The sequence below is a fragment of the Pseudomonas frederiksbergensis genome, assembly GCF_017114915.1.
Lineage (GTDB): Bacteria > Pseudomonadota > Gammaproteobacteria > Pseudomonadales > Pseudomonadaceae > Aquipseudomonas > Aquipseudomonas frederiksbergensis_I.
In genome coordinates this window covers 217,433-242,194 of the sequence record NZ_JAAUOE010000003.1, presented here as the reverse complement: position 1 = coordinate 242,194, position 24,762 = coordinate 217,433, and the positions used below count along the sequence as shown (strand labels likewise).

Genomic DNA, 24,762 nt, shown 5'->3' with positions numbered 1-24,762 from the left:
GCTTGCCCGCGAAGACGGCAGCACAGTCAACATTGATATCGACTGACACACCGCTTTCGCGGGCAAGCCTCGCTCCTACAGTCTTCTGCGCACGGTCACGACAATCTCCGCTACGGATTATGTGCCAAGTGCTCGGGTTGCAAGACGCGCTTGGCGCTCAGGTAGGCTTTCTGCCAGTAAGCCTTGGACAAGCTGTCCAGCTTGACCGTGCCGCCCGTGGCTGGTGCATGGACGAAGCGCCCTTCGCCGACATAGATCCCGGCATGGCTGACCTGGGAGCCACCATTGGTGGCGAAGAAGATCAGGTCGCCGGTTTGCAGGCCTTCCTTGCCGACATCGGGAGCCTGCATGCCGATCATCTCGCGCGTGGAGCGCGGCAAGGAAATGCCTGCGACATCGCGATAGACGTAACCGATCAAACCGCTGCAATCGAACCCGGAATCCGGCGTGTTGCCGCCCCAACGATAAGGCGTCCCCACCAGACCGAGCGCGCGAAACAGTACGTCTTCTGCCGCAGGGGAAAAGGCTTGGGGAGAACCGAAAACAATCGGTGCGCGAACCACCGGCGCAGGTGGCGGTGTGCGGCTGGCGCAGGCGCTGAGCAGCGCTGCGAAGAACAAAAGTGTGAGGCGGGCCGACATCGTCATAAGCAGAACATCCTGATCTGGCTGCGGCTTTTTTCTGCCACAAAGACAGAAAAGAAAACCGCCTGCGCAGAACGCAGGCGGTTTGCCATCAATATTAGATCAGGATTCTAGCGGCTACGCGGCAAACTTCAAGTAAGACTTTAAGTTCGCCTTATAAACTGTCCGCTTACTTGCGTGCAGTGACGATAGGGGCAGCAGCCGGTGCCATCGCGAGGGCGCGCTTGGCCTCGATGAAGGTCTTGCTCCAGTAGCTGTCGCCCAGGCTATCGATCCGGACACCACCGCTTTTGCGGCTGCTGGAGTGGATGAACTGGTTGTCACCCAGGTAGATCCCGGCGTGACTGACACGACCGCGACGACCATTGGTGGCGAAGAACAGCAGATCACCCGGCTTGAGGGCGCTGCGAGCTACCAGCGGAGCGTCAACGTTGATCATTTCGCGGGTGGAGCGCGGCAGGTTCATGCCGGCCTCTTCACGAAACAGATAACCGATGAAGCCGCTGCAGTCGAAGCCAGCCTCGGAGGTGCCGCCGAAACGGTAACGGGTACCGATCAGGGACATGCCACGTTCGAGAATGCTGTCGGCCAGAACCGGAAGCTGGTACGACTTGCCGCCGGCGAAGTCTGCCAGTTCTTTATCGGTAGCTAGCTCTTCCTGGAAAAGAACGGAAGAAGACTGTGCGGTAACTGAATTTGAAACCTGATGCTGTGGCTCTTGCTGGGACACTGGAGAGTGAGCAGCGCAACCGAACAACAGGGTGACGAGTGCGAGAGGCACGAGGGGTGCGAAGCGATTTAGCATGGGCACGACCGTGGCTGATAGTTGTAAAGAAGCCGAGACTATGCCCGCTATCGATCTCATTTGCAAATTCAATCGATCTTTATGTGACTTATCGGTTTCTCGTTTCCATCTAAGCGCTTAAGCCCATTTTGAACCTTTACGCAGCCTGTCACCTTGCAGGAAAGCGGATTCGTTGACGCCTGAAATATGCCGAAACCCGCGAAAAACCTGAGCTTTACCCGGTTTTTTTCACCAACCAAGGGTTTCTTTCAGGAACGGAATTGTCAGCTTGCGCTGGGCTTGAAGGGAGGCCTGATCGAGACGTTCGAGCAACTCGAAAAGCGCACTCATGCTGCGAGTACCGCGGGTCAAAATAAAATGCCCGACTTCGTCGGTCAGGTGCAGGCCACGACGGGAAGCGCGCAACTGCAAAGCACGCAATTTGTCTTCGTCAGAGAGCGGGCGCATCTGGAAAATCAGCGCCAGCGTCAGTCGCGACTTGAGGTCCGCCAGCTTCACCGGCAGTTCACGTGGGGAGGTCGAAGCGGCGATCAGCAGACGCCGACCGCTGTCACGCAGACGATTGAACAGATGGAACAATGCCTCTTCCCAATCCGCCTTGCCGGCGACCGCCTGCAAATCATCCAGGCAGACCAGTTCATATTGTTCGAGGTTGTCGAGGATTTCGATGCCGCGATCCAGCAACTCAGCCAACGGCAGATACACCGCGGGCTCTCCCAGCTGTTCGAAGCGCAGACACGCTGCCTGCAACAAATGCGTACGCCCTACCCCGTCCTTGCCCCAGAGGTAAATCAGGCTTTCCGTCCAGCCGGCGTCGGCTTCGCAGAGCCGCTCGACATAGCCGAGTGCAGCGGCATTGGCGCCTGGGTAGTAATTGATGAAGGTGGCGTCATCACGCAGACGCACACCTAGGGGCAGCTGAATCGGTTTCATGCTGACTGAACAGTTCCAAACGAACCGTTAGTGGCCTCTGTGTAAAGTTTGCGAAGTTTATACCCGTGAAGCTGACCGCACAATGCGACAGACCACAAGCAAAATCAAAGGTTTGCGTTAACGACAGTTTCTTTGGCGGCGCAGCCGCGAGGAGGAGGCGGGCAAACCGGGCATGTAACCAGTCCGCCCGCCAAGAGCGATCAAAAACCCTACAGCTCAGACTCGTCGAAACCGCCGTAGATCTCCGAATCCTTATACAAATCATGCATGTGGCGCACCAGGACCATGATCACCGCCGCCACCGGCAATGCCAGCAGCACACCGGTAAAACCGAACAGCTCGCCGCCGGCCAGAATCGCGAAGATCACCGCCACCGGGTGCAGACCGATCCGGTCGCCCACCAGCAACGGCGTCAGGACCATGCCTTCCAGCGCCTGGCCGACCATGAACACCGCGACGATGCCAATCATGGGATACAGATCACCCCCGAACTGGAACAGACCGGCAATCAATGCCGCACCAATCCCGATGACGAACCCCATATACGGCACGATCGCCGCCAGACCAGCAATCAGACCGATCAACAAGCCCAATTCCAGGCCGACGATCATCAAGCCCGCGGCATAGATCACGCCCAGCGCCAGCATCACCAGCAACTGGCCGCGCACGAACGCCCCGAGCACTTCATGACATTCTCCGGCCAGAGACATCATGCGCTCTTCACGATCACGCGGCAGCAGGCCGCGGATCTTGACCATCATCAGGTCCCAGTCGCGCAACAGATAAAAACTCACCACAGGGATCAGCACCAGATTGGCCAGCCAGCCAATCAGCGCAAGGCCTGAAGCCGTCGCCTGACTCAGCACCACCCCGACAATGTCGGTGGTCTGCCCCATGTGCTCGCTGATCGCCGCCTTGAGTTTGTCGAACTTCCAGAAGCCTTCCGACAAGCCCAACTTCGATTGCGCCCATGGCACAGCGGTGTGCTGCAACCAGTCGAGCATCTGTGGCGCCAGTTCATACAAACGAAACAGTTGCTTGGCGAGCATCGGCACCAACACCAGCAGCAACGCAGTGACGATCAACGTGAACAACGCGAACACCGCCACCACGCCCCAGGTGCGCGATAAACCGTACTTCTCCAGCCGATCCACCAGCGGGTCGAACAGATAGGCCAGCAACAGCGCCACCAGGAACGGCGTCAGGATCGGGTGCAACAGGTAAACGAATGCGCAAAGCAGGACCACCCCACCGAGCCAGAACCAACGCCGCGTATCGGCCATGTACCACTCCTGCTTCTATATAAAGAAAAAAATTACCAACGGAAACGCAACGGCGGGGTCGGTGCCGGGGCTGGCGCTACGGTCGGCGCCGAGCCAGCAGCCACCGGTTGAACAGGCGTCGCAGGTGCCGGCGCCTGACCGCCCTGAACTTCCTGCAACTTCGCCAGGGACAACTGCGCCCGCAACTGATCGGCGCTGCCATTGACGCGATAAAGGATGCGATCGCCGTCGACACTTTGCAGACGCGCACCAAAAGGCTCCAGCAAACGCCCGAGCGTTGCATAACGCTCCAGACTCATCCCCTGCACTTCCAGTAATTGCTCGCCGGACGCACCCGGTTTAGCGACGAAACGCGGCGCCAGGCGTTGGCTGATCGCCAGCATCACCGCATCGGCCAGAGCGGCGGTATCGGCGCCCTGCACGCTACCGGCCTCTTTCTGATCGCCCAACCACAGACGCCACTTGGCCTGCCATTGACCGCCCTCTTCCCGGGCATGCACCGCCAGCAAGGCGTCGGCATTGTAACGATCGGAGGCGTCCCGCAGCGGCGCCGGGTCCGCACTTTCCAGATTCGGCGCAGTGGCGACGATCTGCTCATCCAGATCCGCCAACGGCAGACGCAGCGGCAGCCCACGGTGCTGGGCCGCCCGGCGCAGGGGCGCAGCGCTGGCCTGACCATCGCCCACCAGGCTCGAACCTTCAGCCGAGTCGTTCAACCACCAGCCAAGGATCGACGGCCGATTCGCGCCCCATACCGCCAACCCGGCACGACGCAAGGCCTGTTCGGTGGTGGCCGGGTCGAAATCGACTTTCAACACTTGCGGCGGCCCGGCGTCATAACCGAATTGACTGATGATCTGCTGAGGGTCTTTGCGCACGGCCGCCAGGCCTGGGCTTTGCGCCGCCTTGGGGTCGCCGGTCAGGCGCAATACCAACGTATCCAGCGCCCGCTGAGTCGCCTGATCGCGCTCCTCCGGCGTCTGGCTGCTGACGGGCTCGCGCACTTGATAGAGGCCTTTAACGGTTTCGGCATGGCTGGCCAGGCTGACCACGGACAAACAGCCCACGAACAAGAATTTAAGAAAACGCATGAAAGATTCCTGACGACAAGAGCGGCTGGAACAGACCGCATGAACCAGGCTGTGACCACACGCCCGAGCAAAACATTCATCCGGTCCCGGTAAGTTTTCGCATTGTCTTAACGATAGACGGTTGACGTCGATACCTTATACAGCCATCCGGGAGGCCACTGACACGGGCAATATCGGTTTTTTTAACGCGATATGCCTCTGCCCGTCGGCACGAGGATGGCCGCTGCCCCTCAAGCCTGATAAAATCGCGCGCCTTCGCAGACCGGCAACAGCCGGGCCCCTGAAATTCGCGTACGGCAATTGCCCTTCGCCAGCTTCAGTGGCCCCACTGGACTCGGTCGTTACCCCTGAATCCCCCCTAAAGGCCTGGATCATGAGCAAGCAACCCTCCCTGAGCTACAAGGACGCCGGTGTAGACATCGACGCCGGTGAAGCATTGGTCGAACGCATCAAGAGCGTCGCCAAGCGCACTGCGCGCCCGGAAGTCATGGGCGGCCTGGGCGGTTTCGGCGCCCTCTGCGAAATCCCGGCCGGTTACAAACAACCGGTGCTGGTCTCGGGCACTGACGGCGTCGGCACCAAGCTGCGCCTGGCGCTGAACCTGAACAAGCACGACAGCATCGGCATCGACCTGGTTGCCATGTGCGTGAACGACCTGGTGGTATGCGGCGCCGAGCCGCTGTTCTTCCTCGACTACTACGCCACCGGCAAACTGAACGTCGACACCGCCGCTCAGGTTGTGACCGGCATCGGCGCCGGCTGCGAACTGTCCGGCTGCTCCCTGGTCGGCGGCGAAACCGCTGAAATGCCTGGCATGTACGAAGGCGAAGACTACGACCTGGCCGGCTTCTGCGTCGGCGTCGTGGAAAAATCCGAAATCATCGACGGTTCGAAAGTCGCTGCCGGCGATGCCCTGCTCGCCCTGCCGTCTTCCGGCCCGCACTCCAACGGCTACTCGCTGATCCGCAAGATCATCGAAGTGTCCGGTGCTGACATCGAAAACACCCAGCTCGACGGCAAACCGCTGACCGACCTGCTGATGGCCCCGACCCGTATCTACGTGAAGCCGCTGCTCAAGCTGATCAAGGACACCGGCGCCGTCAAGGCCATGGCCCACATCACCGGTGGTGGCCTGCTGGACAACATCCCGCGCGTGCTGCCAAAAGGCGCTCAAGCGGTGGTTGACGTCGCCAGCTGGACTCGCCCTGCGGTATTCGACTGGCTGCAAGAGAAAGGCAACGTCGACGAAACCGAAATGCACCGCGTGCTGAACTGCGGCGTCGGCATGGTGATCTGCGTGGCTCAAGAGCACGTTGAAACCGCGTTGAACGTCCTGCGTGAAGCCGGCGAGCAGCCTTGGGTCATCGGTCAGATCGCCACCGCTGCCGAAGGCGCGGCTCAGGTTGAACTGAAGAATCTCAAGGCTCACTGATGCCTAAAACCTGTGATGTGGTGGTGCTGCTATCCGGCACCGGCAGTAACTTGCAGGCCTTGATCGACAGCACGCGGACCGGCGACAGCCCGGTTCGCATCGCTGCGGTGATTTCCAACCGCGCCGACGCCTACGGCCTGCAACGCGCCAGGGACGCGGGTATCGACACCCGCACCCTGGATCACAAGGCTTTCGAAGGTCGCGAGGCCTTCGATGCCGCGCTGATCGAACTGATCGACGCCTTCAATCCCAAACTCGTGGTACTGGCCGGTTTCATGCGCATTCTCAGCGCTGACTTCGTACGCCACTATCAGGGGCGCCTGCTCAACATCCATCCCTCGCTGTTGCCCAAATACAAAGGGTTACACACTCATCAGCGCGCGCTGGAGGCCGGCGACACTGAACACGGCTGCTCCGTGCACTTCGTCACCGAGGAACTCGATGGCGGACCACTGGTCGTACAGGCAGTAATACCGGTAGAGTTGCACGATTCGGCGCAGAGTCTGGCGCAGCGAGTCCATACCCAGGAACACCTGATCTACCCGATGGCCGTGCGCTGGTTTGCCGAAGGTCGTCTATCACTTGGCGAACAAGGTGCTTTACTGGACGGACAGCTACTCGCGGCCAGCGGCCACTTGATTCGAACCTAGGAGATTTTATGCGTCGCGCCCTGCTCTTCGCTTGCGCTCTGCTCGCCCTGCCGTTTGCGCAGGCCGCGGAGCTTCAACCCTTCTCCGCCAGCTACACCGCCGACTGGAAGCAGTTACCCATGAGCGGCACCGCTGAACGCAGCCTGACCAAGGAAGCCAACGGCGTCTGGAAACTCAGCTTCAAGGCGTCGATGATGATCGCCAGCCTGACCGAAGAAAGCACCCTGACCCTGGACAAGGACACATTGCTGCCGCAGTCCTACCACTTCGAACGTGGAGGCCTGGGCAAAGCCAAGAAGGCTGATCTGGACTTCGACTGGACCAACAAGATGGTCACCGGCACCGATCGTGGTGACGCTGTCAAGCTCCCGCTCAACCGCGGCATGGTCGACAAGTCCACCTATCAACTGGCGCTGCAGCACGACGTGGCCGCCGGCAAAAAAAGCATGAGCTATCAGGTCGTCGATGACGGCGAAGTCGATACTTATGACTTCCGCGTGCTGGGCTCGGAGAAAGTCGACACCAAGGCTGGCCAGATCGATGCGATCAAGGTCGAGCGCGTGCGCGATCCGACACAAAGCAAGCGCATCACCGTGCTGTGGTTCGCCAAGGACTGGGATTACCTGCTGGTCCGTCTGCAACAGGTCGAAACCGACGGCAAGGAGTACAACATCATGCTCCTCGACGGCACGGTCAACGGCAAGACGGTCAAAGGCAGCTGATCCGGATCGACATGAAAGCCCCGCAAACGCGGGGCTTTTTTTCGTCTGGCGTTTCGTCGTGGGAGCGATCAGCGCACGGTAAAGCGTTGCTGAGCCAGTAGACGATCGCCCTGGAACACCATGAAACGCCATTCGCCAGGAACGACTTCATGACTTTCGGTGAACTCGAAGGCCATCAGGTCCTGTGGAGCGCCAGGCACCAATTTTTGAGTCACTTCCAGCTTGTCGTGACGCACGCCGTCCGGGGTGCGAATGCCCGGTGTGAAATAGAGCAAGGTCAGTGGCTGGTCTTCGGCGACTTTGCCGGCCAACTGGTAACGTATGCCGAATTTAGTGCCCAGTTTGGCGGGGACGATTTCAGTCTGTTGGATCTGCTCATTACTGCGGCGCAAAACTCGCTCGCCCGATTGCAGTTCGGCTTTCGGGCCAGCAAACACGCCGTATTCCACCGGGCCCTCGACGCGGACTTCGGCACTGGCCAGACCACTGACGAACATCAATGTGGCCAGGGCGGTTAAACGGGTGAGATGCATGGTGCGCTCCTTGATTGAGATGAGCGCGAGGGTATGACGCGGGGGTGACAAGACGATGACAACTGTAGGAGCGTGGCTTGCCCCCTCGCCACAGCAAGAAAGTGGAACGGGAAATTGAAGGAATGCTCTATAACTTCAGGGTCTTTTTTGATCGAATGACATTTCCTGATCCCCGCGAGGTTTTCCATGACTGTTACCGTCAATACTGTCTCCGCCGAAGGTTTTCGTCACAGTGTCCAGATCGATGACCACGAACTGTTTGCCGATGTGCCGAAAACCTCCGGTGGCGAAGGCACCGCGCCAGAGCCCCATGACTATTTCGACGCTGCCCTCGGCGCCTGCAAGGCCCTGACCCTGAAACTGTATGCGAAGAAGAAGGGCATCCCACTGACCGGTGTCGGGGTCGAGGTCAAGCGCGACAACAGTGAAGAGCAGAAAGGTAAATATGCCCTGCACGTCAAACTCACGCTCAAGGGCGTGCTCACCGACGCCCAGCGCGACGAGCTGCACCGCGTGGCCGACCGCTGCCCGGTACACAAACTGATGACCACTTCCGAAGTCAGCATCGAGACTCATCTGTCCGAAGGCGCCTTCAGCCAATAGCGGCAACCGCTGCACAAGCGGGTTATGCTCCCTGCGTCACCCGCTCAGCCTGGAATGCACCATGAACACTCCGCTCGTGATCCGCCCCCGCGCCGAAGATGTCGAAGGCCAGCCGATCCTTCGCCCTTTGCCGTCAGCCAAATGCCGCAACGTCGGGCCATTCGTGTTTTTCGACCACATGCTCGAAACCCGTTACCTACCGGGCAAAGGCATGAACATCCGTCAGCATCCGCACATCGGCCTGTCCACCCTCACCTACCTGTTCGAAGGGCAAATCCAGCACAAGGACAGCCTCGGTTCCGATCAGGTGGTGAATGCCGGCGATGTCAGCTGGATGACCGCCGGCAGTGCGATTGCCCACGTCGAGCGCACGCCCGAAGCATTGAGAGAAAGCGGCGGGACGATGCACGGCTTACAGATCTGGCTGGCTTCGCCCAAGGACCGTGAACAGGGTCCTGGACACTACAGCCACCATCCGGCTGCCACGCTGCCCGTCAACGATAACCTTGGCGTGAAGATACGGATGATCGCCGGGTCAGGCTTTTGCCTCGAATCACCGGTTCCGGTGCTTTCTCCTACGCTGTATGCCGAATTGAACCTGCAAACGGCGACCACACTGCTGATTCCCACCGAGCATGAAGAGCGGGCACTGTATGTGTTGAGCGGCGAGGCGCAGCTTGATGGCGAGCTGCTGGAGCCCTACACGCTAGTGGTGCTGCCGGCCGGGGAAGAGATGACGCTGACCGCAGAGAGCGACTGTCATGCCGTGCTGTTCGGCGGCGCGCCGCTGGATGGGCCGCGACGGATCAACTGGAATTTCGTGGCCAGTGATCCAGCATTGATCGACGAGGCACGCCGGCGCTGGGCGGCCGGGGATTGGCCGACAGTACCGGGGGAAAGCGAGCGGATTGAGTTGCCGAAACACCGAAGCCCGCCAACTCCCCTGTAACTGATCGGCTGATCGTCCCCATGCTCCGCGTGGGAACGATCAGTGTCAGGCAGCCATCAGCCTTTAAACACTTCATCCAGCAAGTTATGCATCGACGTAAACGCACGAGCGGCAGTCTTTGCGTCATACATCATCGTTCCCGGCACGTTGGCACCAGGATCGGTGAACGAATGCACCGCACCGCCGTAGCTCAGTAATTGCCAATCCACACCGGCGGCATTCATTTCCGCCTCGAATGCCGGCAGTTGCTCTTTCGGCACCAGCGGGTCGGCAGCGCCATGCAACACCAGCACCGAACCCTTGATGCTTTTCGCATCGTTCACGTTTGGCGTATCGAGCGTGCCGTGGAACGACACCGCCGCTTTCACCGGCGCACCACTACGCGCCAACTCCAGCGCACAGCAACCACCAAAGCAGAAACCGAAGGTCGCCAGTTTCGAGGTATCGACCGCCGCCTCGCCCTGCCCTTGCAGCTGTTCGAATGCAGCCTGCATGCGTTTGCGCAGCAAGACACGGTCATTCTTCAACGGCATCATTGCCGCGCCCGCCTCATCGCCGTTCTGCGGACGAACCGTCTGACCATAGAGGTCCGCGATCAACACCACATAACCCTTGGCTGCCACCGATTTGGCAATTTCCTCGGCACCGGCGCTGACGCCCATCCAGTTTGGCGCCATCAACAGACCGGGGCGCGGGCCCTTATGGTCGGCATCGAAGGCCAAACGGCTTTCATACGACTGGCCGTCGATCTGATAGGCGACGGAACGAACAGTGATTTGGCTCATGACTGACTCCCAGTAAAAAAGCCCCAGAATGAAAAAACCCGCCGAAGCGGGTTTTTCTACAACGCGGTTAAACCGACAGTTCAACCAGCAGCTTGTTCAAACGGCGCACATAAGCGGCCGGGTCTTTCAAGCTGTCGCCGGCCGCCAGGGCTGCCTGATCGAACAGGATGTGCGACAAATCGCCGAAGCGTTCATCACTCTGCTCGTTGTCGAGTTTTTCGATCAGCGGGTGAGCCGGGTTGAATTCGAAGATTGGCTTCGAATCCGGAACCTTCTGACCGCTGGCTTCGAGGATCTGACGCATTTGCAGGCCCAGGTCCTGCTCACCGATGGCCAGAATCGCCGGGGAATCGGTCAGGCGGTGGGAAACCCGTACTTCAGCGACGGATTCACCCAAAGCGGTCTTAAGGCGCTCAACCAGGCCCTCTTTGGACTTGGCGACTTCTTCCGCGGCTTTCTTGTCTTCTTCCGAATCAAGATTGCCGAGGTCCAGGTCACCGCGCGCCACGTCGACAAAGCTCTTGCCGTCAAAGTCGTTGAGGTAGCTCATCAGCCACTCGTCGATGCGGTCGGTCAGCAGCAGCACTTCGATGCCTTTCTTGCGGAAGACTTCCAGGTGCGGGCTGTTTTTGACTTGCGCGTAGGTTTCGCCGGTCAGGTAGTAGATCTTGTCCTGACCTTCCTTGGCGCGGGCCAGGTAGTCGGCCAGCCCCACAACCTGCTCGCCATCGTCGCCCTGAGTGGACGCGAAACGCAGCAGGCCGGCAATTTTTTCTTTGTTGGCGAAATCTTCTGCCGGGCCTTCTTTCATGACCTGACCGAAGTTTTTCCAGAAGCCCTTGTATTGCTCAGGCTCGTTCTTCGCCAGTTTTTCCAGCATGTCCAGAACGCGCTTGGTCAGCGCCGACTTCATGGAGTCGATGATCGGATCTTTCTGCAGGATTTCCCGCGACACGTTCAGCGACAGGTCGTTGGAGTCGACCACGCCTTTGATGAAGCGCAGGTACAGCGGCAGGAACGACTCGGCCTGGTCCATGACGAACACACGCTGTACGTACAGCTTCAGGCCTTTGGGCGCTTCACGCTGGTACAGATCGAACGGCGCACGGGTCGGTACATACAGCAGCGAGGTGTACTCGAGCTTGCCTTCGACCTTGTTGTGGCTCCAGCTCAGCGGATTTTCGAAATCGTGAGCGACGTGTTTGTAGAACTCCTGATACTCCTCGTCTTTCACTTCAGTGCGAGGGCGAGTCCACAGGGCGCTGGCGCGGTTGACGGTTTCCCACTCAACGGCAGGCTTCTCTTCACCTTCAACGGCTGCCACTTCTTTCGGCAACTCGATCGGCAAGGCGATGTGGTCGGAGTACTTCTTGATGATGTTGCGCAGACGCCAGCCATCGGCGAACTCGTCTTCACCGGACTTCAGGTGCAGGACGATGCGGGTGCCGCGGTCGGCTTTCTCGACGGTGGCAATTTCGAATTCGCCTTCGCCCTTGGACGACCAGTGCACGCCTTCGCTGGCAGCGAGGCCGGCACGGCGGCTGAATACGTCGACTTTATCGGCGACGATGAACGCCGAATAGAAACCGACACCGAATTGACCGATCAGGTGCGAGTCTTTTTTCTGATCGCCAGACAGGTGTTTCATGAAATCGGCGGTGCCGGACTTGGCGATGGTACCCAGATGGGTGACCGCGTCTTCACGGCTCATGCCGATGCCGTTGTCTTCGAGGGTGACGGTTTTAGCGTCCTTGTCGAAGCTCACACGGATTTTCAGTTCAGCGCCGCCTTCCAGCAACTCAGGCTTGGCCAGCGCTTCAAAGCGTAATTTGTCGACAGCGTCAGAGGCGTTCGAGATCAATTCGCGAAGGAAAATTTCCTTGTTGGAATACAGCGAATGGATCATGAGGTGCAGCAGTTGCTTCACCTCGGTCTGGAAGCCCAGGGTTTCCTTTTGAGTTTCCACACTCATGGTCATCAAACTCCAATCAGATGGCAGTGGCCGCGACCTTGAGGGTCGGCGGCGGGTTGTCCTCAGAGTTGGGGGCTGAGATCAGGATTTCAAGGGCTCGTCGATTTTGAAGTGGGCCCGGGCTGTGGCAATGGGCTCGGCTTCAGTGCTTTGCCAGGCGGTAATCGCCACGTTGGCTACCCGGCGACCCTGCCGGCAAACCTGGCATCTGGCCCAGGTATCACGAAACTGCCCCGCGCGCAGATAGTCGAGGGAAAAGTCGATAATTTTCGGCACGCCGGGCGAACCGGTGAAAATCAGCAGGTGCAGCGCCGCCGACAGCTCCATGAAACCGGCAATCACCCCGCCATGAATTGCCGGCAATAAAGGGTTACCAATGTTGTCTTTGTTGGCCGGCAGACGAAACAGCAACTCATCCCCCACCCGCGAACATTCGACGCCGATCAACCCGGCGTAAGGAATCAGCTGCAGCAACGAGGTGTAGTCCCCCTGCGCATGAGCCTGCTGGAGTTGCGCCTTGAACGTGTCGGTCATTTCGCGCCTCCAGCAATGACACCACCAAAGCTTTTAGTACCTTTGACGCCCTTGCCCATGCGCATGAAGGTACCCACCACGTGGGCGATGGGCTGTTCGGGGTCGTCCTGATAGGCAAAACCGCGCGCGAAGATCACGTCGGTGGTCACTCGGTAGCATTGGGCGAAGCCATATACGTCCTTGTGCGGCTCAGCGGCGTGCATGTAGTCAATGCGCAAGTCGAGTGTCGGGCAGACCTCGAACTCGGGCAGCACACAGAGCGTAGCCATGCCGCAGGCGGTGTCCATCAGCGAGGTCAGCGCGCCGCCATGAATCACTCCGGTTTGCGGGTTGCCAACAATCTGCGGGCTGTACGGCAGAACCACCGTCAACCCTTCGCTGCTGGCGCTGTGAACGCGCATGCCGAGTACCTGACAATGGCGCAACGCCGACAGGAATCGCGTCGCACGCTCAAAAACGGGGTTTTCGGCCATTTGATAAAACTCTTCTTAGTGTCCGGACAAAGTAGCAGGCTAGTGGGCAAAAGTTCCGCGGCAAAACAAACATATATATCTGTGTGAATTGAGGAACTTAATCCTGATCACTGTGCTCGAAAGGCCAGTAGATATTTTCCATCAGGAGAAACACCCCATGCGTAAGACTTTAGCTATTGCCTTGATGTTGACCGCTTCCCTCGGTCTCGCTGCCTGCGATAAAAAATCCGAGGACAAAGCTCAAGAAGCCACCAAACAAACTGAGCAAGTTCAGGAAAAAATGAGCGAAGCTCAGGATAAAGTGAACGAGGCAGCAAAAGAAAACGCCGAAGCTGCCAAAGCTCAGGCCGAATCGAGCGCAGCAGCGGCAAAAGAAGCCGCGCCGGAAGCACCTAAAAACTAAAAGCGTTTTTAGGGATAAAAGAAAACCCGCCAAGTGCGGGTTTTCTTTTTATTGGCGATAAGTGTTAGAGCAAAATTGTCCTAAAAGTCGGACTAATCATCAGCAACAACGAACACACTAATCCAACAAACCACACCAGGCTGCGCTGCCAGGCCAGATCTCCCCAATAGCACAACAAGTAGATGATGCGTGTGATCACGAAGAGGATCGCCAACGTGTCGATCAGCCATCCCGCCGTCTGCGTGGTGTGCGCCATCAACACCCCTGCCGCAAACAAAATGAACGCCTCGAAACTGTTCTGGTGAGCCGCCAGCGCCCGGGCACCGAAACCCGTCAGTTGCGCCTGTTGCTGACGCGGCAGGTGATTGTTGTAACCGCCCTGCTCGCTCATGGCTTTGGCCACCGGGATCTTTGCCACGAAAATCAACAATGCACTGATAAACACACACCAGAACGGAATACTCATCAAGCCGCCTCTTTGTTCGCCTCAGGTAATGGCGCCTCTGTAGGGGTATAGACCATCACATCAAGAACGTCGGAGTGAAACTCGCGGCGATACAACACAAACACGACGCCGGCACTCATCAACATGAACAACCAGGGGCTGACGAACCACGCCAGCATGCTCATGCCGAAGTAATAGGAACGCAGACCGAAGTTGAACTGATTGGCCGCCATGGAGATGACACGGGCCGCTCGGGAAGCAAAAGCTTTACGCTCCTGCTCGGACACATGGCGCTCACCGATCATCGGTGCCGAGCCCACGAGAATGGCCGCAAAGTTGTACTGACGCATGCACCAGCTGAACGTAAAGAACGCATAGACAAACACCAGGGCCAGGCACAACAACTTGATCTCCGACATGCCCTGGGAGGCCTGTTGCACCATCGGGATGTCCGCCAGCAACGACACCGCTCTTTCGGATGAACCGAGCACCGTGAGAACACCGGCCAGGATAATCAACGTGCTGGAAGCGAAGAACGAGGCGTTGCGCTCCAGGTTACCGATCACGCTGGCATCGGCGATGCGGTTGTCGCGCAGCAGCATGCGGCGCATCCAGTCTTCGCGATACAGGTGCAGCACGCTGGCCAGGCACGCGGTGTCGCGCCCCTTCCATGTCGCGTAACGGGTATAGCCACCCCAGCAGACGACAAACCAGAGCGCGGCGAGGATGTGGATCAGATTGGCGTGGATGAACGACATGCAGGTCCCTGTGATATGGAAGCAATGATGAAACCCTGTGGATAGTGCTTCGACGTTAGCCCAAGGAAAAAGACACTGCACCGCATCCATAAAAAATGCCCCGTATCGATTGATACGGGGCATTTCCATTTGCAGCCCAAAGCCCGCTTGTGGCGGGCGATGAAGCGGCTTAAGCCAGCACTTCTTCGCGCTTGCCCAGCAAACGATCGCAGACCACGGCAACCGCCAGGGTCATGACCGACGGCACCAGCCACGCCAGGCCCTGCTCGCTCAGCGGCAGGTGAGCCAGTTGAGTCGGCATCCAGTCCGCCAGACCGGCACCCTTGAGCGCGTCGATCATGCCGAAGATGAACGACACCAGCATCACCGGACCGACGATGCGACCCTGTTCATGCCAGAAGTCCTTGCAGAAGCTCAGGGCCACCAGAGCGATGCACGGCGGGTAGATCGCGGTCAGCACCGGGATCGAGAACGCGATCAGCTTGGTCAGGCCCAGGTTGGACACCAGCAGGGAGAACGCGGCCAGGATGATCACCAGGGTCTTGTAGGACAGTGGCAGTACACGGCTGAAGTATTCGGCACAGGCGCACGTCAGACCGACCGCTGTCACCAGGCAGGCCAGGGAGATCAGCACCGCGAGAAAACCGCTGCCCAGGGAACCGAAGGTGTGCTGCACGTAGGCGTGCAATACCGCCGCGCCGTTGGTGGCACCGGCGGCCACTTCATGGCTGCCCGAACCGAGACGGAACAGGCTGACGTAAACCAGCGCCAGACCCACGCCGGCAATCAGCCCGGCGATGATCGCGTAACGGGTGATCAACGCCGGCGATTCCACGCCGCGGGAGCGGATCGCGTTGACGATGACAATGCCGAATACCAGCGCGCCCAGGGTATCCATGGTCAGGTAGCCATTGATGAAGCCTTGGGAGAACGGTGCAGCCACGTATTCAGGGGTGGCCACGCCGATATCGCCGGCCGGCAATGCGAACGCTGCGATGCCGAGAACGGCCAGGGCGATGATCTTCAGCGGTGCGAGGAAACGTCCTACGGTGTCCAGCAGACGGCCCGGATAGAGCGAGATGAAGAACACCACCAGAAAGTACACCGAGCTATAGAGAAACAGCGCCAACGGGCTCTCGCCGGTCAGCGGCGCCAGACCGACTTCGAACGACACGGTCGCGGTGCGCGGCGTCGCGAACAGCGGGCCGACAGCGAGGTAGCACGCGGCTGCCAGCAGGCCACCGGCGATTTTACCGATCGGGCTGCTCAAGGCGTCCATTGCCCCACCGACCTTGGCCAGGGCAACAACGGTGATCACCGGCAGACCGACCGCGGTGATCAGGAAACCCAGCGCCGCCATCCAGACATTAGGCCCGGACTGCAAACCGACGATAGGCGGGAAAATGATATTGCCGGCCCCGACGAACAGGGCAAACGTCATAAAACCCAGTGCCAGGATGTCCTGGCCTTTCAACACTTTCATTAAGGAAATACCACACTACTGAATCGGAATTTAGAGAGGGATTTCCCTTATGGGTGAGGGAAATGCTGTCGATCCGTATAGGACTGACCCGTTTAGCGCGTCGCTGCCTTGTGGGCCGCGGACGCAAAAATGGCGGCTAGCCTAACGAATCTGCACGACAAACGCACTATTACAGGGCGAACTATCCGATACGCGACATTTCAATGTCGCGTTTACATATCTAATTTTCCTTGATCGCACAAATGACAAAGGCCACCCGAAGGTGGCCTTTGTTGGGTGGAGCGTCAGTTAAGCGCGAGGCTTACTTGACGGCCCAACCGGTCAGCTCGGCCAGGGCCTTGCCGATGTCTGCCAGCGAACGCACGGTTTTCACGCCTGCGTCTTGCAGAGCAGCGAATTTCTCGTCTGCAGTGCCTTTGCCGCCAGAGATGATTGCGCCAGCATGGCCCATGCGCTTGCCCGGAGGAGCAGTCACACCAGCGATGTAGGAAACAACCGGCTTGGTCACGTGTGCCTTGATGTAGGCAGCCGCTTCTTCTTCAGCCGAACCGCCGATCTCGCCGATCATCACGATCGCTTCGGTCTTCGGGTCTTCCTGGAACAGCTTCAGGATGTCGATGAAGTTCGAACCCGGGATCGGGTCACCACCGATGCCGACGCAAGTCGACTGACCGAAACCGGCGTCAGTAGTTTGCTTCACAGCTTCGTAGGTCAGGGTGCCGGAACGGGAAACGATACCGACCTTGCCTGGCAAGTGAATGTGACCTGGCATGATGCCGATCTTGCATTCGCCTGGAGTGATCACGCCTGGGCAGTTAGGACCGATCAGGACTACGCCCAGCTCGTCGCACTTAACTTTAGCGTCCAGCATGTCCAGGGTAGGAATGCCTTCGGTGATGCAAACGATCAGCTTGATGCCGCCGAAAGCAGCTTCAAGGATCGAGTCCTTGCAGAAAGGAGCTGGAACGTAGATCACGCTGGCGGTGGCGCCAGTGGCAGCTACAGCGTCTTTCACGGTGTTGAACACTGGCAGGCCCAGGTGCTCGGTGCCGCCTTTGCCTGGAGTTACGCCGCCAACCATCTGGGTGCCGTACTCAATGGCTTGCTGGGTGTGGAAACTACCTTGCGAACCGGTAATACCCTGGCAGATAACTTTGGTGTCTTTATTGATCAGGACGCTCATTATTTGCCCTCCGCAGCTTTGACAACTTGTTGAGCAGCGTCGGTCAGGCTGGTAGCAGCGATGATGTTCAAACCGCTTTCTGCCAGTACTTTAGCGCCCAGCTCAGCGTTGTTGCCTTCAAGGCGAACAACAACCGGGATTTTCACGCCGACTTCTTTCACCGCACCGATGATGCCTTCGGCAATCATGTCGCAACGAACGATGCCGCCGAAGATGTTGACCAGTACTGCAGCGACGTTAGTGTCGGACAGGATGATCTTGAACGCTTCGGTCACGCGTTCTTTGGTAGCACCGCCGCCCACGTCGAGGAAGTTGGCTGGTTTGCCGCCATGCAGGTTGACGATGTCCATGGTACCCATGGCCAGGCCAGCACCGTTGACCATGCAACCGATGTTGCCTTCCAGCGCTACGTAGTTCAGTTCGAACTTGGCAGCGTGCGCTTCGCGCGGATCGTCTTGCGACGGATCGTGGAAAGTCTTCAGCTTAGGCTGACGGTACATGGCGTTGGCGTCGATGTTGATCTTGGCGTCCAGGCAGTGCAGATCGCCGTCAGCCTTGATCACCAGCGGGTTCACTTCCAGCAGAGCCAGGTCGTGATCCTTGAACAGTTTGGCCAGACCTACGAAGATCTTGGCGAACTGAGCAACTTGCTTGCCTTCCAGACCCAGCTGGAATGCCAGCTCGCGACCCTGGAATGGCTGAGCGCCAACCAGTGGATCGATAGTGGCTTTCAGAATTTTTTCTGGAGTGTCGTGAGCGATTTTCTCGATGTCCACGCCACCTTCGGTGGAAGCCATGAACACGATGCGACGGCTCGAACGGTCAACGACAGCGCCCAGGTACAGCTCTTTAGCGATATCAGTGCACGATTCAACCAGGATCTTGGTGACTGGCTGACCGTTGGCGTCAGTCTGGTAAGTCACCAGACGCTTGCCCAGCCACTGCTGTGCGAAGGCTTTGGCGTCTTCTTTGCTGCGAACCAGCTTTACGCCGCCCGCTTTACCGCGACCACCGGCGTGAACCTGGGCTTTGACAACCCACTCGCTGCCGCCGATTTTGTCGCAAGCTTCTGCTGCTGCTTCCGGGGTGTCTACCGCGTAACCGGTGGATACTGGCAGGCCGTACTCAGCGAACAGCTGCTTACCCTGATACTCGTGAAGATTCATGCTTATTACCGTCTTCGTTAGGTACTGCGCATTCGGTGCTGCACTCATTCAAGTGCCGCACCACCTGTGACTGCTGCTTGCGTAACCTTTCCGGGTACCCGGTGCAGCTACGCAAGACTGCGTCCAGCGGACATTCCGCGGTGAGTCTTGCATGCAAGGCTCACGACGGGCCGTGCCGCCGTGGTTTCTTATTATCCGCTTAGCGTTTCTTGCGATTGGCAATGTGGATGGCGCCGCCATTCACTGCCAATGCAGCTTCGTGCAAGGCTTCAGACAGGGTCGGATGGGAGAAAACCATCATGCCCAGGTCTTCAGCGCTGGTGCCGAATTCCATGCCGATCGCGCCCTGCTGAACCAGTTCTGCGGCGCTCGGGCCAATCACGTGGACGCCCAATACGCGGTCAGTCTTGGCATCAGCGATGACCTTGACGAAACCACCGGTATCGTTGGCGGCCATGGCACGGCCAGAGGCTGCGAACGGGAAGGTGCCGACGTTAACTTCTACGCCTTCAGCTTTCAAGGCCTGCTCGGTTTTACCGACCCACGCAATTTCCGGGTGAGTATAAATAACCGAAGGGATCAGGTCATAGTTCATCTGGGCTTTATGGCCCTTGATGCGCTCGACAACCATGATGCCCTCTTCCGAGGCTTTGTGAGCCAGCATCATGCCGCGAACCACGTCACCGATGGCGTAAACGCCCGGTACGCTGGTCGCGCAGTGGTCGTCGACGAAGATGAAACCGCGCTCGTCGATGGTCACACCGCTGTCGGCAGCCAGCAGATCGGTGGTCACCGGACGGCGACCAACGGCTACGATCAGCTTGTCGAAAGTGATGGTCTGTTCGCCGTTGGCATCGGTGTAGTTCACAACGACTTCGTCGCCATTCACCTTGGAACCGGTTACGCGAGCGCCCAGCTTGATGTCCAGACCCTGCTTGGTCAGGGTCTTGTACGCTTCCTTCGAAACGGCGGCATCAGCGGCCATCAGGAAGGTATCGAGCGCTTCCAGCACAGTGACTTCAGCACCCAGACGGGACCATACCGAACCCAGTTCCAGGCCGATTACACCTGCACCGATCACACCCAGACGCTTAGGCACGGTCTGGAATTCCAGTGCACCCGTCGAGTCAACGATGACTTTCTGGTCAACCGGCGCCGGTGGAATATCGATCGGGCGGGAACCGGAAGCCAGGATCACGTTCTCGGCTTCGATGATTTCAACCGAACCGTCTGCCTTGGTGACTTCGACTTTCTTGCCGGCCAGCAGCTTGCCGTGGCCCTGGATCGAAGTAACGCCGTTAGCCTTGAACAGGGTAGCGACGCCGCCGGTCAGGTTCTTGACGATGCCAGCCTTGCGGCCAACCATTGCAGCGACGTCCATTTTGACTTCGCCGGTAGAAATACCGTGGACGTTGAAGCTCTCTTTCGCTTCCTTGTATTTCCAGGAGCTGTCCAGCAGCGCCTTGGATGGAATGCAGCCTACGTTCAGGCAGGTGCCGCCCAGGGCCAGCTTGCCCTCGCCATCGGTGTACTTCTCGATGCAGGCAGTGCTGAGGCCCAGTTGCGCTGCTTTAATGGCAGCCACGTAGCCGCCAGGGCCTGCGCCAATCACTACCACGTCGAATTTCTGAGTCATAAAAAAGGTTCCCTTTTAGCAGCAAGCTTCAAGCCGCGAGCTGCAAGTTGAAGCCCATTCGCACGCTTTGCGCTTGAGGCTTGCAACTGGCAGCTTGCAGCTTCTCTTTAGATATCCAGCAGCAAACGAGCCGGGTCTTCCAGCAGGTTCTTGATGGTCACCAGGAAGGTCACAGCTTCTTTGCCATCGATCAGACGGTGATCGTAGGACAGCGCCAGGTACATCATCGGACGGATAACCACCTGACCGTTGATCGCCATAGGACGCTGGATGATGTTGTGCATACCCAGAATCGCGGCCTGCGGCGGGTTGACGATCGGCGTCGACATCATCGAACCGAAAGTACCGCCGTTGGTGATGGTGAAGGTGCCGCCGGTCATTTCTTCCATCGACAGTTTGCCGTCACGGGCTTTCTTGCCGAAGGTAGCGATGCCGCCTTCGATTTCAGCCAGGCTCATCAGTTCGGCGTTACGCAGAACCGGTACAACCAGACCGCGATCGCTGGAAACAGCCACACCAACGTCGGCGTAGCCGTGGTAAACGATGTCGGCACCGTCGATCGACGCGTTGACAGCCGGGAAGCGTTTCAGCGCTTCGGTGGCCGCTTTCACGAAGAACGACATGAAGCCCAGGCGCACGCCATTGTGGGACTTCTCGAACAGGTCCTTGTACTTCGAACGCAGTGCCATGACTTCGGTCATGTCGACTTCGTTGAACGTGGTCAGCATGGCCATGTTCGATTGAGCTTCAACCAGACGCTCGGCAACCTTGGCGCGCAGACGGGTCATCGGAACGCGTTTTTCCACGCGCTCGCCAGCAGCGAATACCGGAGCCGAAGCAGCCGGTGCGGCAGGCTTGGCAGGCGCGGCAGCCGGAGCGGCTTTCTTGGCGGTAACAGCGGCTACCACGTCTTCCTTGGTCACACGACCGCCTTTGCCAGTGCCGGCAACGGAAGCGATGTTGATGCCGTTTTCTTCAGCCAGCTTGCGAGCAGCCGGTGCAGCAACAGGATCTTCTTCGCCCGCTTCGGCAGGAGCAGCGGCAGCGGCGGCAGGAGCAGCGGCAGCGGCTGGAGCGGCGGCAGCACCGCCCTCACCGATGGAGCCCAGAACTTCGTCGGACAGAACGGTGTCGCCTTCGTTCTTGACGATAGCGCCCAGCACGCCGTCAGCGGTAGCCAGAACTTCCAGTACGACTTTGTCGGTTTCAATGTCGACGATCAGTTCGTCACGCTTGACGGCGTCGCCCGGTTTTTTGTGCCAGGTGGCAACGGTGCCATCGGCAACCGATTCCGGGAAAGTGGGGGCTTTGATCTCGATAGCCATTATCTGTGGTTCCTTAAATTCGGTTTCAGGTGCGCGAAGGCGTTAAACAGTAAAGGCGTCTTGCAGCAGTTGTTCCTGCTGCTCAGCGTGCATCGATGCGTAACCACAAGCAGGTGCAGCAGAAGCCTCACGGCCCGCGTACTCGAGTACGAGAGACTTGTCGTGATTGCCAACGATGCGACGCATGTGGTGTTGACTGCAGTACCAGGCACCCTGGTTCATCGGCTCTTCCTGACACCAAACGATATGTTTGAGGTTGGTGTAAGGAGCCAGGACTTCGTTCAAGTCGTCCTCAGGGAATGGGTACAGCTGCTCGATACGCACGATGGCGATGTCGTCACGACCTTCGGCACGGCGTTTTTCCAGCAGGTCGTAGTAGACCTTGCCGCTACACAGGACAATGCGCTCGACCTTTTTCGGATCCAGGGCATCGATTTCCGGGATAACGGTCTGGAACGAACCTTCGGCCAGATCTTCCAGGGTCGAGATGGCCAGCTTGTGACGCAGCAGCGACTTCGGCGTCAGGACAACCAATGGCTTGCGCAGCGGGCGAATCACCTGACGACGCAGCAAGTGGTAGATCTGGGCCGGGGTGGTCGGCATGCACACCTGAATGTTGTGCTCGGCGCACAGTTGCAGGTAACGCTCAAGACGTGCTGAGGAGTGCTCAGGGCCCTGACCTTCATAACCGTGCGGCAGCAGCATGGTCAGACCGCAGAGACGGCCCCACTTGTGCTCGCCACTGGTGATGAACTGGTCGATCACCACTTGCGCACCGTTGGCGAAGTCGCCGAACTGGGCTTCCCAGATCACCAGCGCGTTCGGCGTGGTGGTCGAGTAACCGTATTCGAATGCCAGTACGGCCTCCTCCGACAGGAACGAGTCATACAGATCGAAACGCGGCTGACCTTTGTACAGGTTCTGCAGCGGGATGTAGGTGCCGGCATCTTTCTGGTTGTGCAGAACAGCGTGACGGTGCGAGAACGTACCGCGGCCGATGTCCTGACCGGTCATGCGGATCGGGTGACCTTCGAACGCCAGGGTCGCGTACGCCATGGTTTCGGCGTAACCCCAGTTGATCGGCAGGCCGCCGGCTTGCATCTTCTGACGGTCTTCGTAGATCTTCGCAACCTGACGCTGAACCACGAAGCCTTCCGGAATTTCCAGCAGCTTGGCGGACAGTTCCTGCAAGGTTTTCAGATCGAAACGAGTGTCGTGACGCGCAGTCCAGGCGTGGCCCAGGTACGGACGCCAGTCCACGAACAACTCTTTGTTCGGCTCTTTGACCAGGCTTTTTACTACGTGCAGACCGTTGTCCAGCGCGTTGCGGTATTCATCGACTTTCGCCTGAACACGCTCAGCGTCCAGCACGCCGCTCTGGGTCAGACGATCGGCATACAGCTCACGGGTGGTGCGCTGTTTGGTGATCTGCTGATACATCAGAGGCTGGGTACCGCTTGGCTCGTCGGCCTCGTTGTGGCCGCGACGACGGTAGCAGACCAGATCGATCACCACGTCACGCTTGAACTGCATGCGGTAGTCGATGGCCAGCTGGGTCACGAACAATACGGCTTCCGGATCATCACCATTTACATGGAGGATCGGCGCCTGGATCATTTTCGCGACGTCGGTGGCGTACTCGGTGGAACGCGAGTCCAGCGGGTTGCTGATGGTGAAACCGACCTGGTTGTTGATCACGATGTGCACGGTGCCGCCGGTCTTGAAACCGCGGGTCTGCGACATCTGGAAGGTTTCCATCACCACGCCCTGACCGGCAAATGCCGCGTCACCGTGGATGGAGATCGGCAGAACCTTCTCACCGGTAGGGTCGTTACGACGATCCTGACGAGCACGAACCGAACCCTCGACCACTGGAGAAACGATTTCCAGGTGGGACGGGTTGAACGCCATGGCCAGGTGAACTTCACCGCCGGTGGTCATCACGTTGGACGAGAAGCCCTGGTGATATTTAACGTCACCAGAACCCAGCTCGACCTTCTTCTTGCCTTCGAACTCGTCGAACAGCTCGCGCGGGTTTTTACCGAAGGTGTTGACCAGTACGTTCAGACGACCACGGTGGGCCATGCCGATCACGACTTCCTTCGTGCCGTAGGAACCGGAACGCTGGATCAGCTCGTCGAGCATCGGAATCAGGCTCTCGCCGCCTTCCAGACCGAAACGCTTGGTGCCCGGGTACTTGGTGCCCAGGTATTTTTCCAGGCCTTCGCCGGCGGTGACACGCTCGAGCAGATGGCTCTTGATGTCGGCGGAGTAGGTCGGACGGCCGCGCACGCTCTCCAGACGCTGCTGGAACCACTGGCGCTGCTCGGAATCGGTGATGTGCGTGAATTCAGCGCCGATGGTGCGGCAATATGTCTGCTGCAACGCTTCGTGAATTTCGCGTAGGCTCGCCTCCTCTTTGCCGATGAACAGGTCGCCGGCACGGAAGGTCGTATCAAGATCGGCATTGGTCAAGCCGTAATGATTGATTGACAGGTCTGCAGGTGCAGGACGCTGCCACAGCCCCAGCGGGTCAAGCTGGGCTGCCTGGTGGCCACGCATACGGTAGGCCTGGATCAATCGCAGCACTTCAACTTGCTTCTTCTCGTGCTCACTGCTCACGCTGCCGGCGGAAACCGGTTGGGCGCGGCGCTGGTTCTTTGCCAGCAAGACGAAATGATCGCGAATTGTGGAGTGCGAAACATCGGTGGCAGTGTTGCCATCAGCAGGCAACTTCTGGAAGTAGGTGCGCCACTCTTCTGGCACAGCGTTAGGGTCGTGCAGGTAGAGCTCGTAGAGCTCTTCCACATAGGCAGCGTTACTACCGGATAGGTAGGCGCTGTTCCACATGCGCTGCATCACGCTTTCTTGCATGCTTGGTCACCCTCGGTTAGGGGAACACCACCGGCGTCGACACCGAGCAAACTTGCAGAAGTCCGAATGCAGCGACCAAA

Annotated in this window: 24 protein-coding genes; 6 read left to right on the top strand and 18 right to left on the bottom strand. The window is 58.7% G+C overall.

Annotated elements, in window-relative coordinates:
* Window positions 1-110: 110 nt before the first annotated feature.
* From HCU66_RS04100 to HCU66_RS04080, 5 genes are all read right to left on the bottom strand, one after another.
* A complete protein-coding gene (locus HCU66_RS04100) occupies window positions 111-647 on the bottom strand; it encodes a C40 family peptidase (protein ID WP_205887282.1) in 537 nt (178 codons plus the stop codon).
* Window positions 648-813: 166 nt separating this feature from the next.
* The gene (locus HCU66_RS04095) at window positions 814-1,449 is read right to left on the bottom strand and encodes a C40 family peptidase (RefSeq protein ID WP_205887281.1); all 636 of its coding nucleotides are present in this window, start codon (window positions 1,447-1,449) and stop codon (window positions 814-816) included.
* A gap of 228 nt (window positions 1,450-1,677) precedes the next feature.
* Entirely contained in the window at window positions 1,678-2,382 is a 705-nt protein-coding gene (hda, locus tag HCU66_RS04090; protein ID WP_007898944.1) for a DnaA regulatory inactivator Hda, read from the bottom strand.
* Between the two features lie 209 nt (window positions 2,383-2,591).
* The gene (locus HCU66_RS04085; RefSeq protein ID WP_205887280.1) at window positions 2,592-3,665 is read right to left on the bottom strand and encodes an AI-2E family transporter; all 1,074 of its coding nucleotides are present in this window, start codon (window positions 3,663-3,665) and stop codon (window positions 2,592-2,594) included.
* A gap of 32 nt (window positions 3,666-3,697) precedes the next feature.
* Window positions 3,698-4,756, bottom strand: coding sequence for a DUF2066 domain-containing protein (locus HCU66_RS04080; protein WP_205887279.1), 1,059 nt, complete (start codon window positions 4,754-4,756; stop codon window positions 3,698-3,700).
* Window positions 4,757-5,129: 373 nt separating this feature from the next.
* On the opposite strand from HCU66_RS04080, the gene purM reads away from it, so the two are divergent.
* From purM to HCU66_RS04065, 3 genes are read left to right on the top strand one after another with little or no spacing between them, the layout of a single operon-like run.
* The gene (purM, locus tag HCU66_RS04075; RefSeq protein WP_205887278.1) at window positions 5,130-6,188 is read left to right on the top strand and encodes a phosphoribosylformylglycinamidine cyclo-ligase; all 1,059 of its coding nucleotides are present in this window, start codon (window positions 5,130-5,132) and stop codon (window positions 6,186-6,188) included.
* A complete protein-coding gene (gene purN / locus HCU66_RS04070) occupies window positions 6,188-6,838 on the top strand; it encodes a phosphoribosylglycinamide formyltransferase (RefSeq protein ID WP_205887277.1) in 651 nt (216 codons plus the stop codon). The genes purM and purN overlap by 1 nt, the downstream gene beginning before the upstream one ends.
* Before the next feature lie 8 nt (window positions 6,839-6,846).
* Window positions 6,847-7,560, top strand: a complete 714-nt coding sequence (locus HCU66_RS04065) for a DUF3108 domain-containing protein (RefSeq protein ID WP_205887276.1) — start codon at window positions 6,847-6,849, stop codon at window positions 7,558-7,560.
* A 68-nt stretch (window positions 7,561-7,628) separates the two neighbouring features.
* Here HCU66_RS04065 and HCU66_RS04060 read toward each other — a convergent pair whose 3' ends face one another.
* On the bottom strand, window positions 7,629-8,093 hold the full coding sequence (locus HCU66_RS04060) for a DUF3859 domain-containing protein (RefSeq protein WP_205887275.1): 465 nt from the start codon (window positions 8,091-8,093) through the stop codon (window positions 7,629-7,631).
* Between the two features lie 186 nt (window positions 8,094-8,279).
* Here HCU66_RS04060 and HCU66_RS04055 point away from each other — a divergent pair, with 186 nt between their 5' ends.
* Both HCU66_RS04055 and HCU66_RS04050 read left to right on the top strand, forming a co-directional pair.
* Window positions 8,280-8,696: an OsmC family protein gene (locus HCU66_RS04055; protein WP_205887274.1), complete on the top strand. Its 417-nt coding sequence runs from the start codon at window positions 8,280-8,282 to the stop codon at window positions 8,694-8,696.
* Window positions 8,697-8,757: 61 nt separating this feature from the next.
* The gene (locus tag HCU66_RS04050; RefSeq protein ID WP_205887273.1) at window positions 8,758-9,645 is read left to right on the top strand and encodes a pirin family protein; all 888 of its coding nucleotides are present in this window, start codon (window positions 8,758-8,760) and stop codon (window positions 9,643-9,645) included.
* 56 nt (window positions 9,646-9,701) lie between these two features.
* Here HCU66_RS04050 and HCU66_RS04045 read toward each other — a convergent pair whose 3' ends face one another.
* From HCU66_RS04045 to HCU66_RS04030, 4 genes are all read right to left on the bottom strand, one after another.
* Window positions 9,702-10,430, bottom strand: a complete 729-nt coding sequence (locus HCU66_RS04045; RefSeq protein ID WP_205887272.1) for a dienelactone hydrolase family protein — start codon at window positions 10,428-10,430, stop codon at window positions 9,702-9,704.
* Window positions 10,431-10,497: 67 nt separating this feature from the next.
* Window positions 10,498-12,402 carry a molecular chaperone HtpG gene (gene htpG / locus HCU66_RS04040; RefSeq protein WP_205887271.1) on the bottom strand — a complete coding sequence of 635 codons (1,905 nt, stop codon included), beginning with the start codon at window positions 12,400-12,402 and terminating at the stop codon, window positions 10,498-10,500.
* Window positions 12,403-12,483: 81 nt separating this feature from the next.
* Window positions 12,484-12,936: a PaaI family thioesterase gene (locus HCU66_RS04035; RefSeq protein WP_205887270.1), complete on the bottom strand. Its 453-nt coding sequence runs from the start codon at window positions 12,934-12,936 to the stop codon at window positions 12,484-12,486.
* A complete protein-coding gene (locus HCU66_RS04030) occupies window positions 12,933-13,409 on the bottom strand; it encodes a PaaI family thioesterase (RefSeq protein WP_205887269.1) in 477 nt (158 codons plus the stop codon). Before HCU66_RS04030 ends, HCU66_RS04035 begins: the two co-directional genes overlap by 4 nt.
* A gap of 157 nt (window positions 13,410-13,566) precedes the next feature.
* Here HCU66_RS04030 and HCU66_RS04025 point away from each other — a divergent pair, with 157 nt between their 5' ends.
* Complete coding sequence (locus HCU66_RS04025) at window positions 13,567-13,812, top strand: hypothetical protein (RefSeq protein WP_205887268.1); 246 nt, start codon at window positions 13,567-13,569, stop codon at window positions 13,810-13,812.
* A 64-nt stretch (window positions 13,813-13,876) separates the two neighbouring features.
* Here the strand turns inward: HCU66_RS04025 and HCU66_RS04020 are convergent, their stop codons facing one another.
* The 8 genes from HCU66_RS04020 to HCU66_RS03985 form a co-directional block, all read right to left on the bottom strand.
* On the bottom strand, window positions 13,877-14,278 hold the full coding sequence (locus HCU66_RS04020) for an MAPEG family protein (RefSeq protein WP_205887267.1): 402 nt from the start codon (window positions 14,276-14,278) through the stop codon (window positions 13,877-13,879).
* Complete coding sequence (locus HCU66_RS04015; protein WP_205887266.1) at window positions 14,278-15,015, bottom strand: DUF599 domain-containing protein; 738 nt, start codon at window positions 15,013-15,015, stop codon at window positions 14,278-14,280. The genes HCU66_RS04020 and HCU66_RS04015 overlap by 1 nt, the downstream gene beginning before the upstream one ends.
* Before the next feature lie 169 nt (window positions 15,016-15,184).
* A complete protein-coding gene (gene brnQ / locus HCU66_RS04010; RefSeq protein WP_205887265.1) occupies window positions 15,185-16,498 on the bottom strand; it encodes a branched-chain amino acid transport system II carrier protein in 1,314 nt (437 codons plus the stop codon).
* A gap of 301 nt (window positions 16,499-16,799) precedes the next feature.
* Complete coding sequence (gene sucD, locus HCU66_RS04005) at window positions 16,800-17,681, bottom strand: succinate--CoA ligase subunit alpha (RefSeq protein ID WP_095191616.1); 882 nt, start codon at window positions 17,679-17,681, stop codon at window positions 16,800-16,802.
* On the bottom strand, window positions 17,681-18,847 hold the full coding sequence (gene sucC / locus HCU66_RS04000; protein ID WP_007919879.1) for an ADP-forming succinate--CoA ligase subunit beta: 1,167 nt from the start codon (window positions 18,845-18,847) through the stop codon (window positions 17,681-17,683). The genes sucD and sucC overlap by 1 nt, the downstream gene beginning before the upstream one ends.
* A gap of 199 nt (window positions 18,848-19,046) precedes the next feature.
* Entirely contained in the window at window positions 19,047-20,483 is a 1,437-nt protein-coding gene (gene lpdA / locus HCU66_RS03995; RefSeq protein WP_205887264.1) for a dihydrolipoyl dehydrogenase, read from the bottom strand.
* A 107-nt stretch (window positions 20,484-20,590) separates the two neighbouring features.
* Window positions 20,591-21,808, bottom strand: coding sequence for a 2-oxoglutarate dehydrogenase complex dihydrolipoyllysine-residue succinyltransferase (gene odhB / locus HCU66_RS03990; RefSeq protein WP_205887263.1), 1,218 nt, complete (start codon window positions 21,806-21,808; stop codon window positions 20,591-20,593).
* A gap of 42 nt (window positions 21,809-21,850) precedes the next feature.
* The gene (locus HCU66_RS03985) at window positions 21,851-24,682 is read right to left on the bottom strand and encodes a 2-oxoglutarate dehydrogenase E1 component (RefSeq protein ID WP_205887262.1); all 2,832 of its coding nucleotides are present in this window, start codon (window positions 24,680-24,682) and stop codon (window positions 21,851-21,853) included.
* Window positions 24,683-24,762 lie beyond the last annotated feature (80 nt).

Coding starts and splice junctions, on each gene's coding strand:
- purN (WP_205887277.1), top strand. CDS start 6,188: ATGCCTAAAACCTGTGATGTGGTGGTGCTGCTATCCGGCACCGGCAGT.
- HCU66_RS03985 (WP_205887262.1), bottom strand. CDS start 24,682: ATGCAAGAAAGCGTGATGCAGCGCATGTGGAACAGCGCCTACCTATCC.
- sucD (WP_095191616.1), bottom strand. CDS start 17,681: ATGAGCGTCCTGATCAATAAAGACACCAAAGTTATCTGCCAGGGTATT.
- HCU66_RS04065 (WP_205887276.1), top strand. CDS start 6,847: ATGCGTCGCGCCCTGCTCTTCGCTTGCGCTCTGCTCGCCCTGCCGTTT.
- lpdA (WP_205887264.1), bottom strand. CDS start 20,483: ATGACTCAGAAATTCGACGTGGTAGTGATTGGCGCAGGCCCTGGCGGC.
- htpG (WP_205887271.1), bottom strand. CDS start 12,402: ATGAGTGTGGAAACTCAAAAGGAAACCCTGGGCTTCCAGACCGAGGTG.
- brnQ (WP_205887265.1), bottom strand. CDS start 16,498: ATGAAAGTGTTGAAAGGCCAGGACATCCTGGCACTGGGTTTTATGACG.
- HCU66_RS04045 (WP_205887272.1), bottom strand. CDS start 10,430: ATGAGCCAAATCACTGTTCGTTCCGTCGCCTATCAGATCGACGGCCAG.
- HCU66_RS04015 (WP_205887266.1), bottom strand. CDS start 15,015: ATGTCGTTCATCCACGCCAATCTGATCCACATCCTCGCCGCGCTCTGG.
- HCU66_RS04035 (WP_205887270.1), bottom strand. CDS start 12,936: ATGACCGACACGTTCAAGGCGCAACTCCAGCAGGCTCATGCGCAGGGG.
- HCU66_RS04100 (WP_205887282.1), bottom strand. CDS start 647: ATGACGATGTCGGCCCGCCTCACACTTTTGTTCTTCGCAGCGCTGCTC.
- sucC (WP_007919879.1), bottom strand. CDS start 18,847: ATGAATCTTCACGAGTATCAGGGTAAGCAGCTGTTCGCTGAGTACGGC.
- HCU66_RS04030 (WP_205887269.1), bottom strand. CDS start 13,409: ATGGCCGAAAACCCCGTTTTTGAGCGTGCGACGCGATTCCTGTCGGCG.
- HCU66_RS04055 (WP_205887274.1), top strand. CDS start 8,280: ATGACTGTTACCGTCAATACTGTCTCCGCCGAAGGTTTTCGTCACAGT.
- hda (WP_007898944.1), bottom strand. CDS start 2,382: ATGAAACCGATTCAGCTGCCCCTAGGTGTGCGTCTGCGTGATGACGCC.
- HCU66_RS04060 (WP_205887275.1), bottom strand. CDS start 8,093: ATGCATCTCACCCGTTTAACCGCCCTGGCCACATTGATGTTCGTCAGT.
- HCU66_RS04080 (WP_205887279.1), bottom strand. CDS start 4,756: ATGCGTTTTCTTAAATTCTTGTTCGTGGGCTGTTTGTCCGTGGTCAGC.
- HCU66_RS04020 (WP_205887267.1), bottom strand. CDS start 14,278: ATGAGTATTCCGTTCTGGTGTGTGTTTATCAGTGCATTGTTGATTTTC.
- HCU66_RS04095 (WP_205887281.1), bottom strand. CDS start 1,449: ATGCTAAATCGCTTCGCACCCCTCGTGCCTCTCGCACTCGTCACCCTG.
- odhB (WP_205887263.1), bottom strand. CDS start 21,808: ATGGCTATCGAGATCAAAGCCCCCACTTTCCCGGAATCGGTTGCCGAT.
- HCU66_RS04085 (WP_205887280.1), bottom strand. CDS start 3,665: ATGGCCGATACGCGGCGTTGGTTCTGGCTCGGTGGGGTGGTCCTGCTT.
- purM (WP_205887278.1), top strand. CDS start 5,130: ATGAGCAAGCAACCCTCCCTGAGCTACAAGGACGCCGGTGTAGACATC.
- HCU66_RS04025 (WP_205887268.1), top strand. CDS start 13,567: ATGCGTAAGACTTTAGCTATTGCCTTGATGTTGACCGCTTCCCTCGGT.
- HCU66_RS04050 (WP_205887273.1), top strand. CDS start 8,758: ATGAACACTCCGCTCGTGATCCGCCCCCGCGCCGAAGATGTCGAAGGC.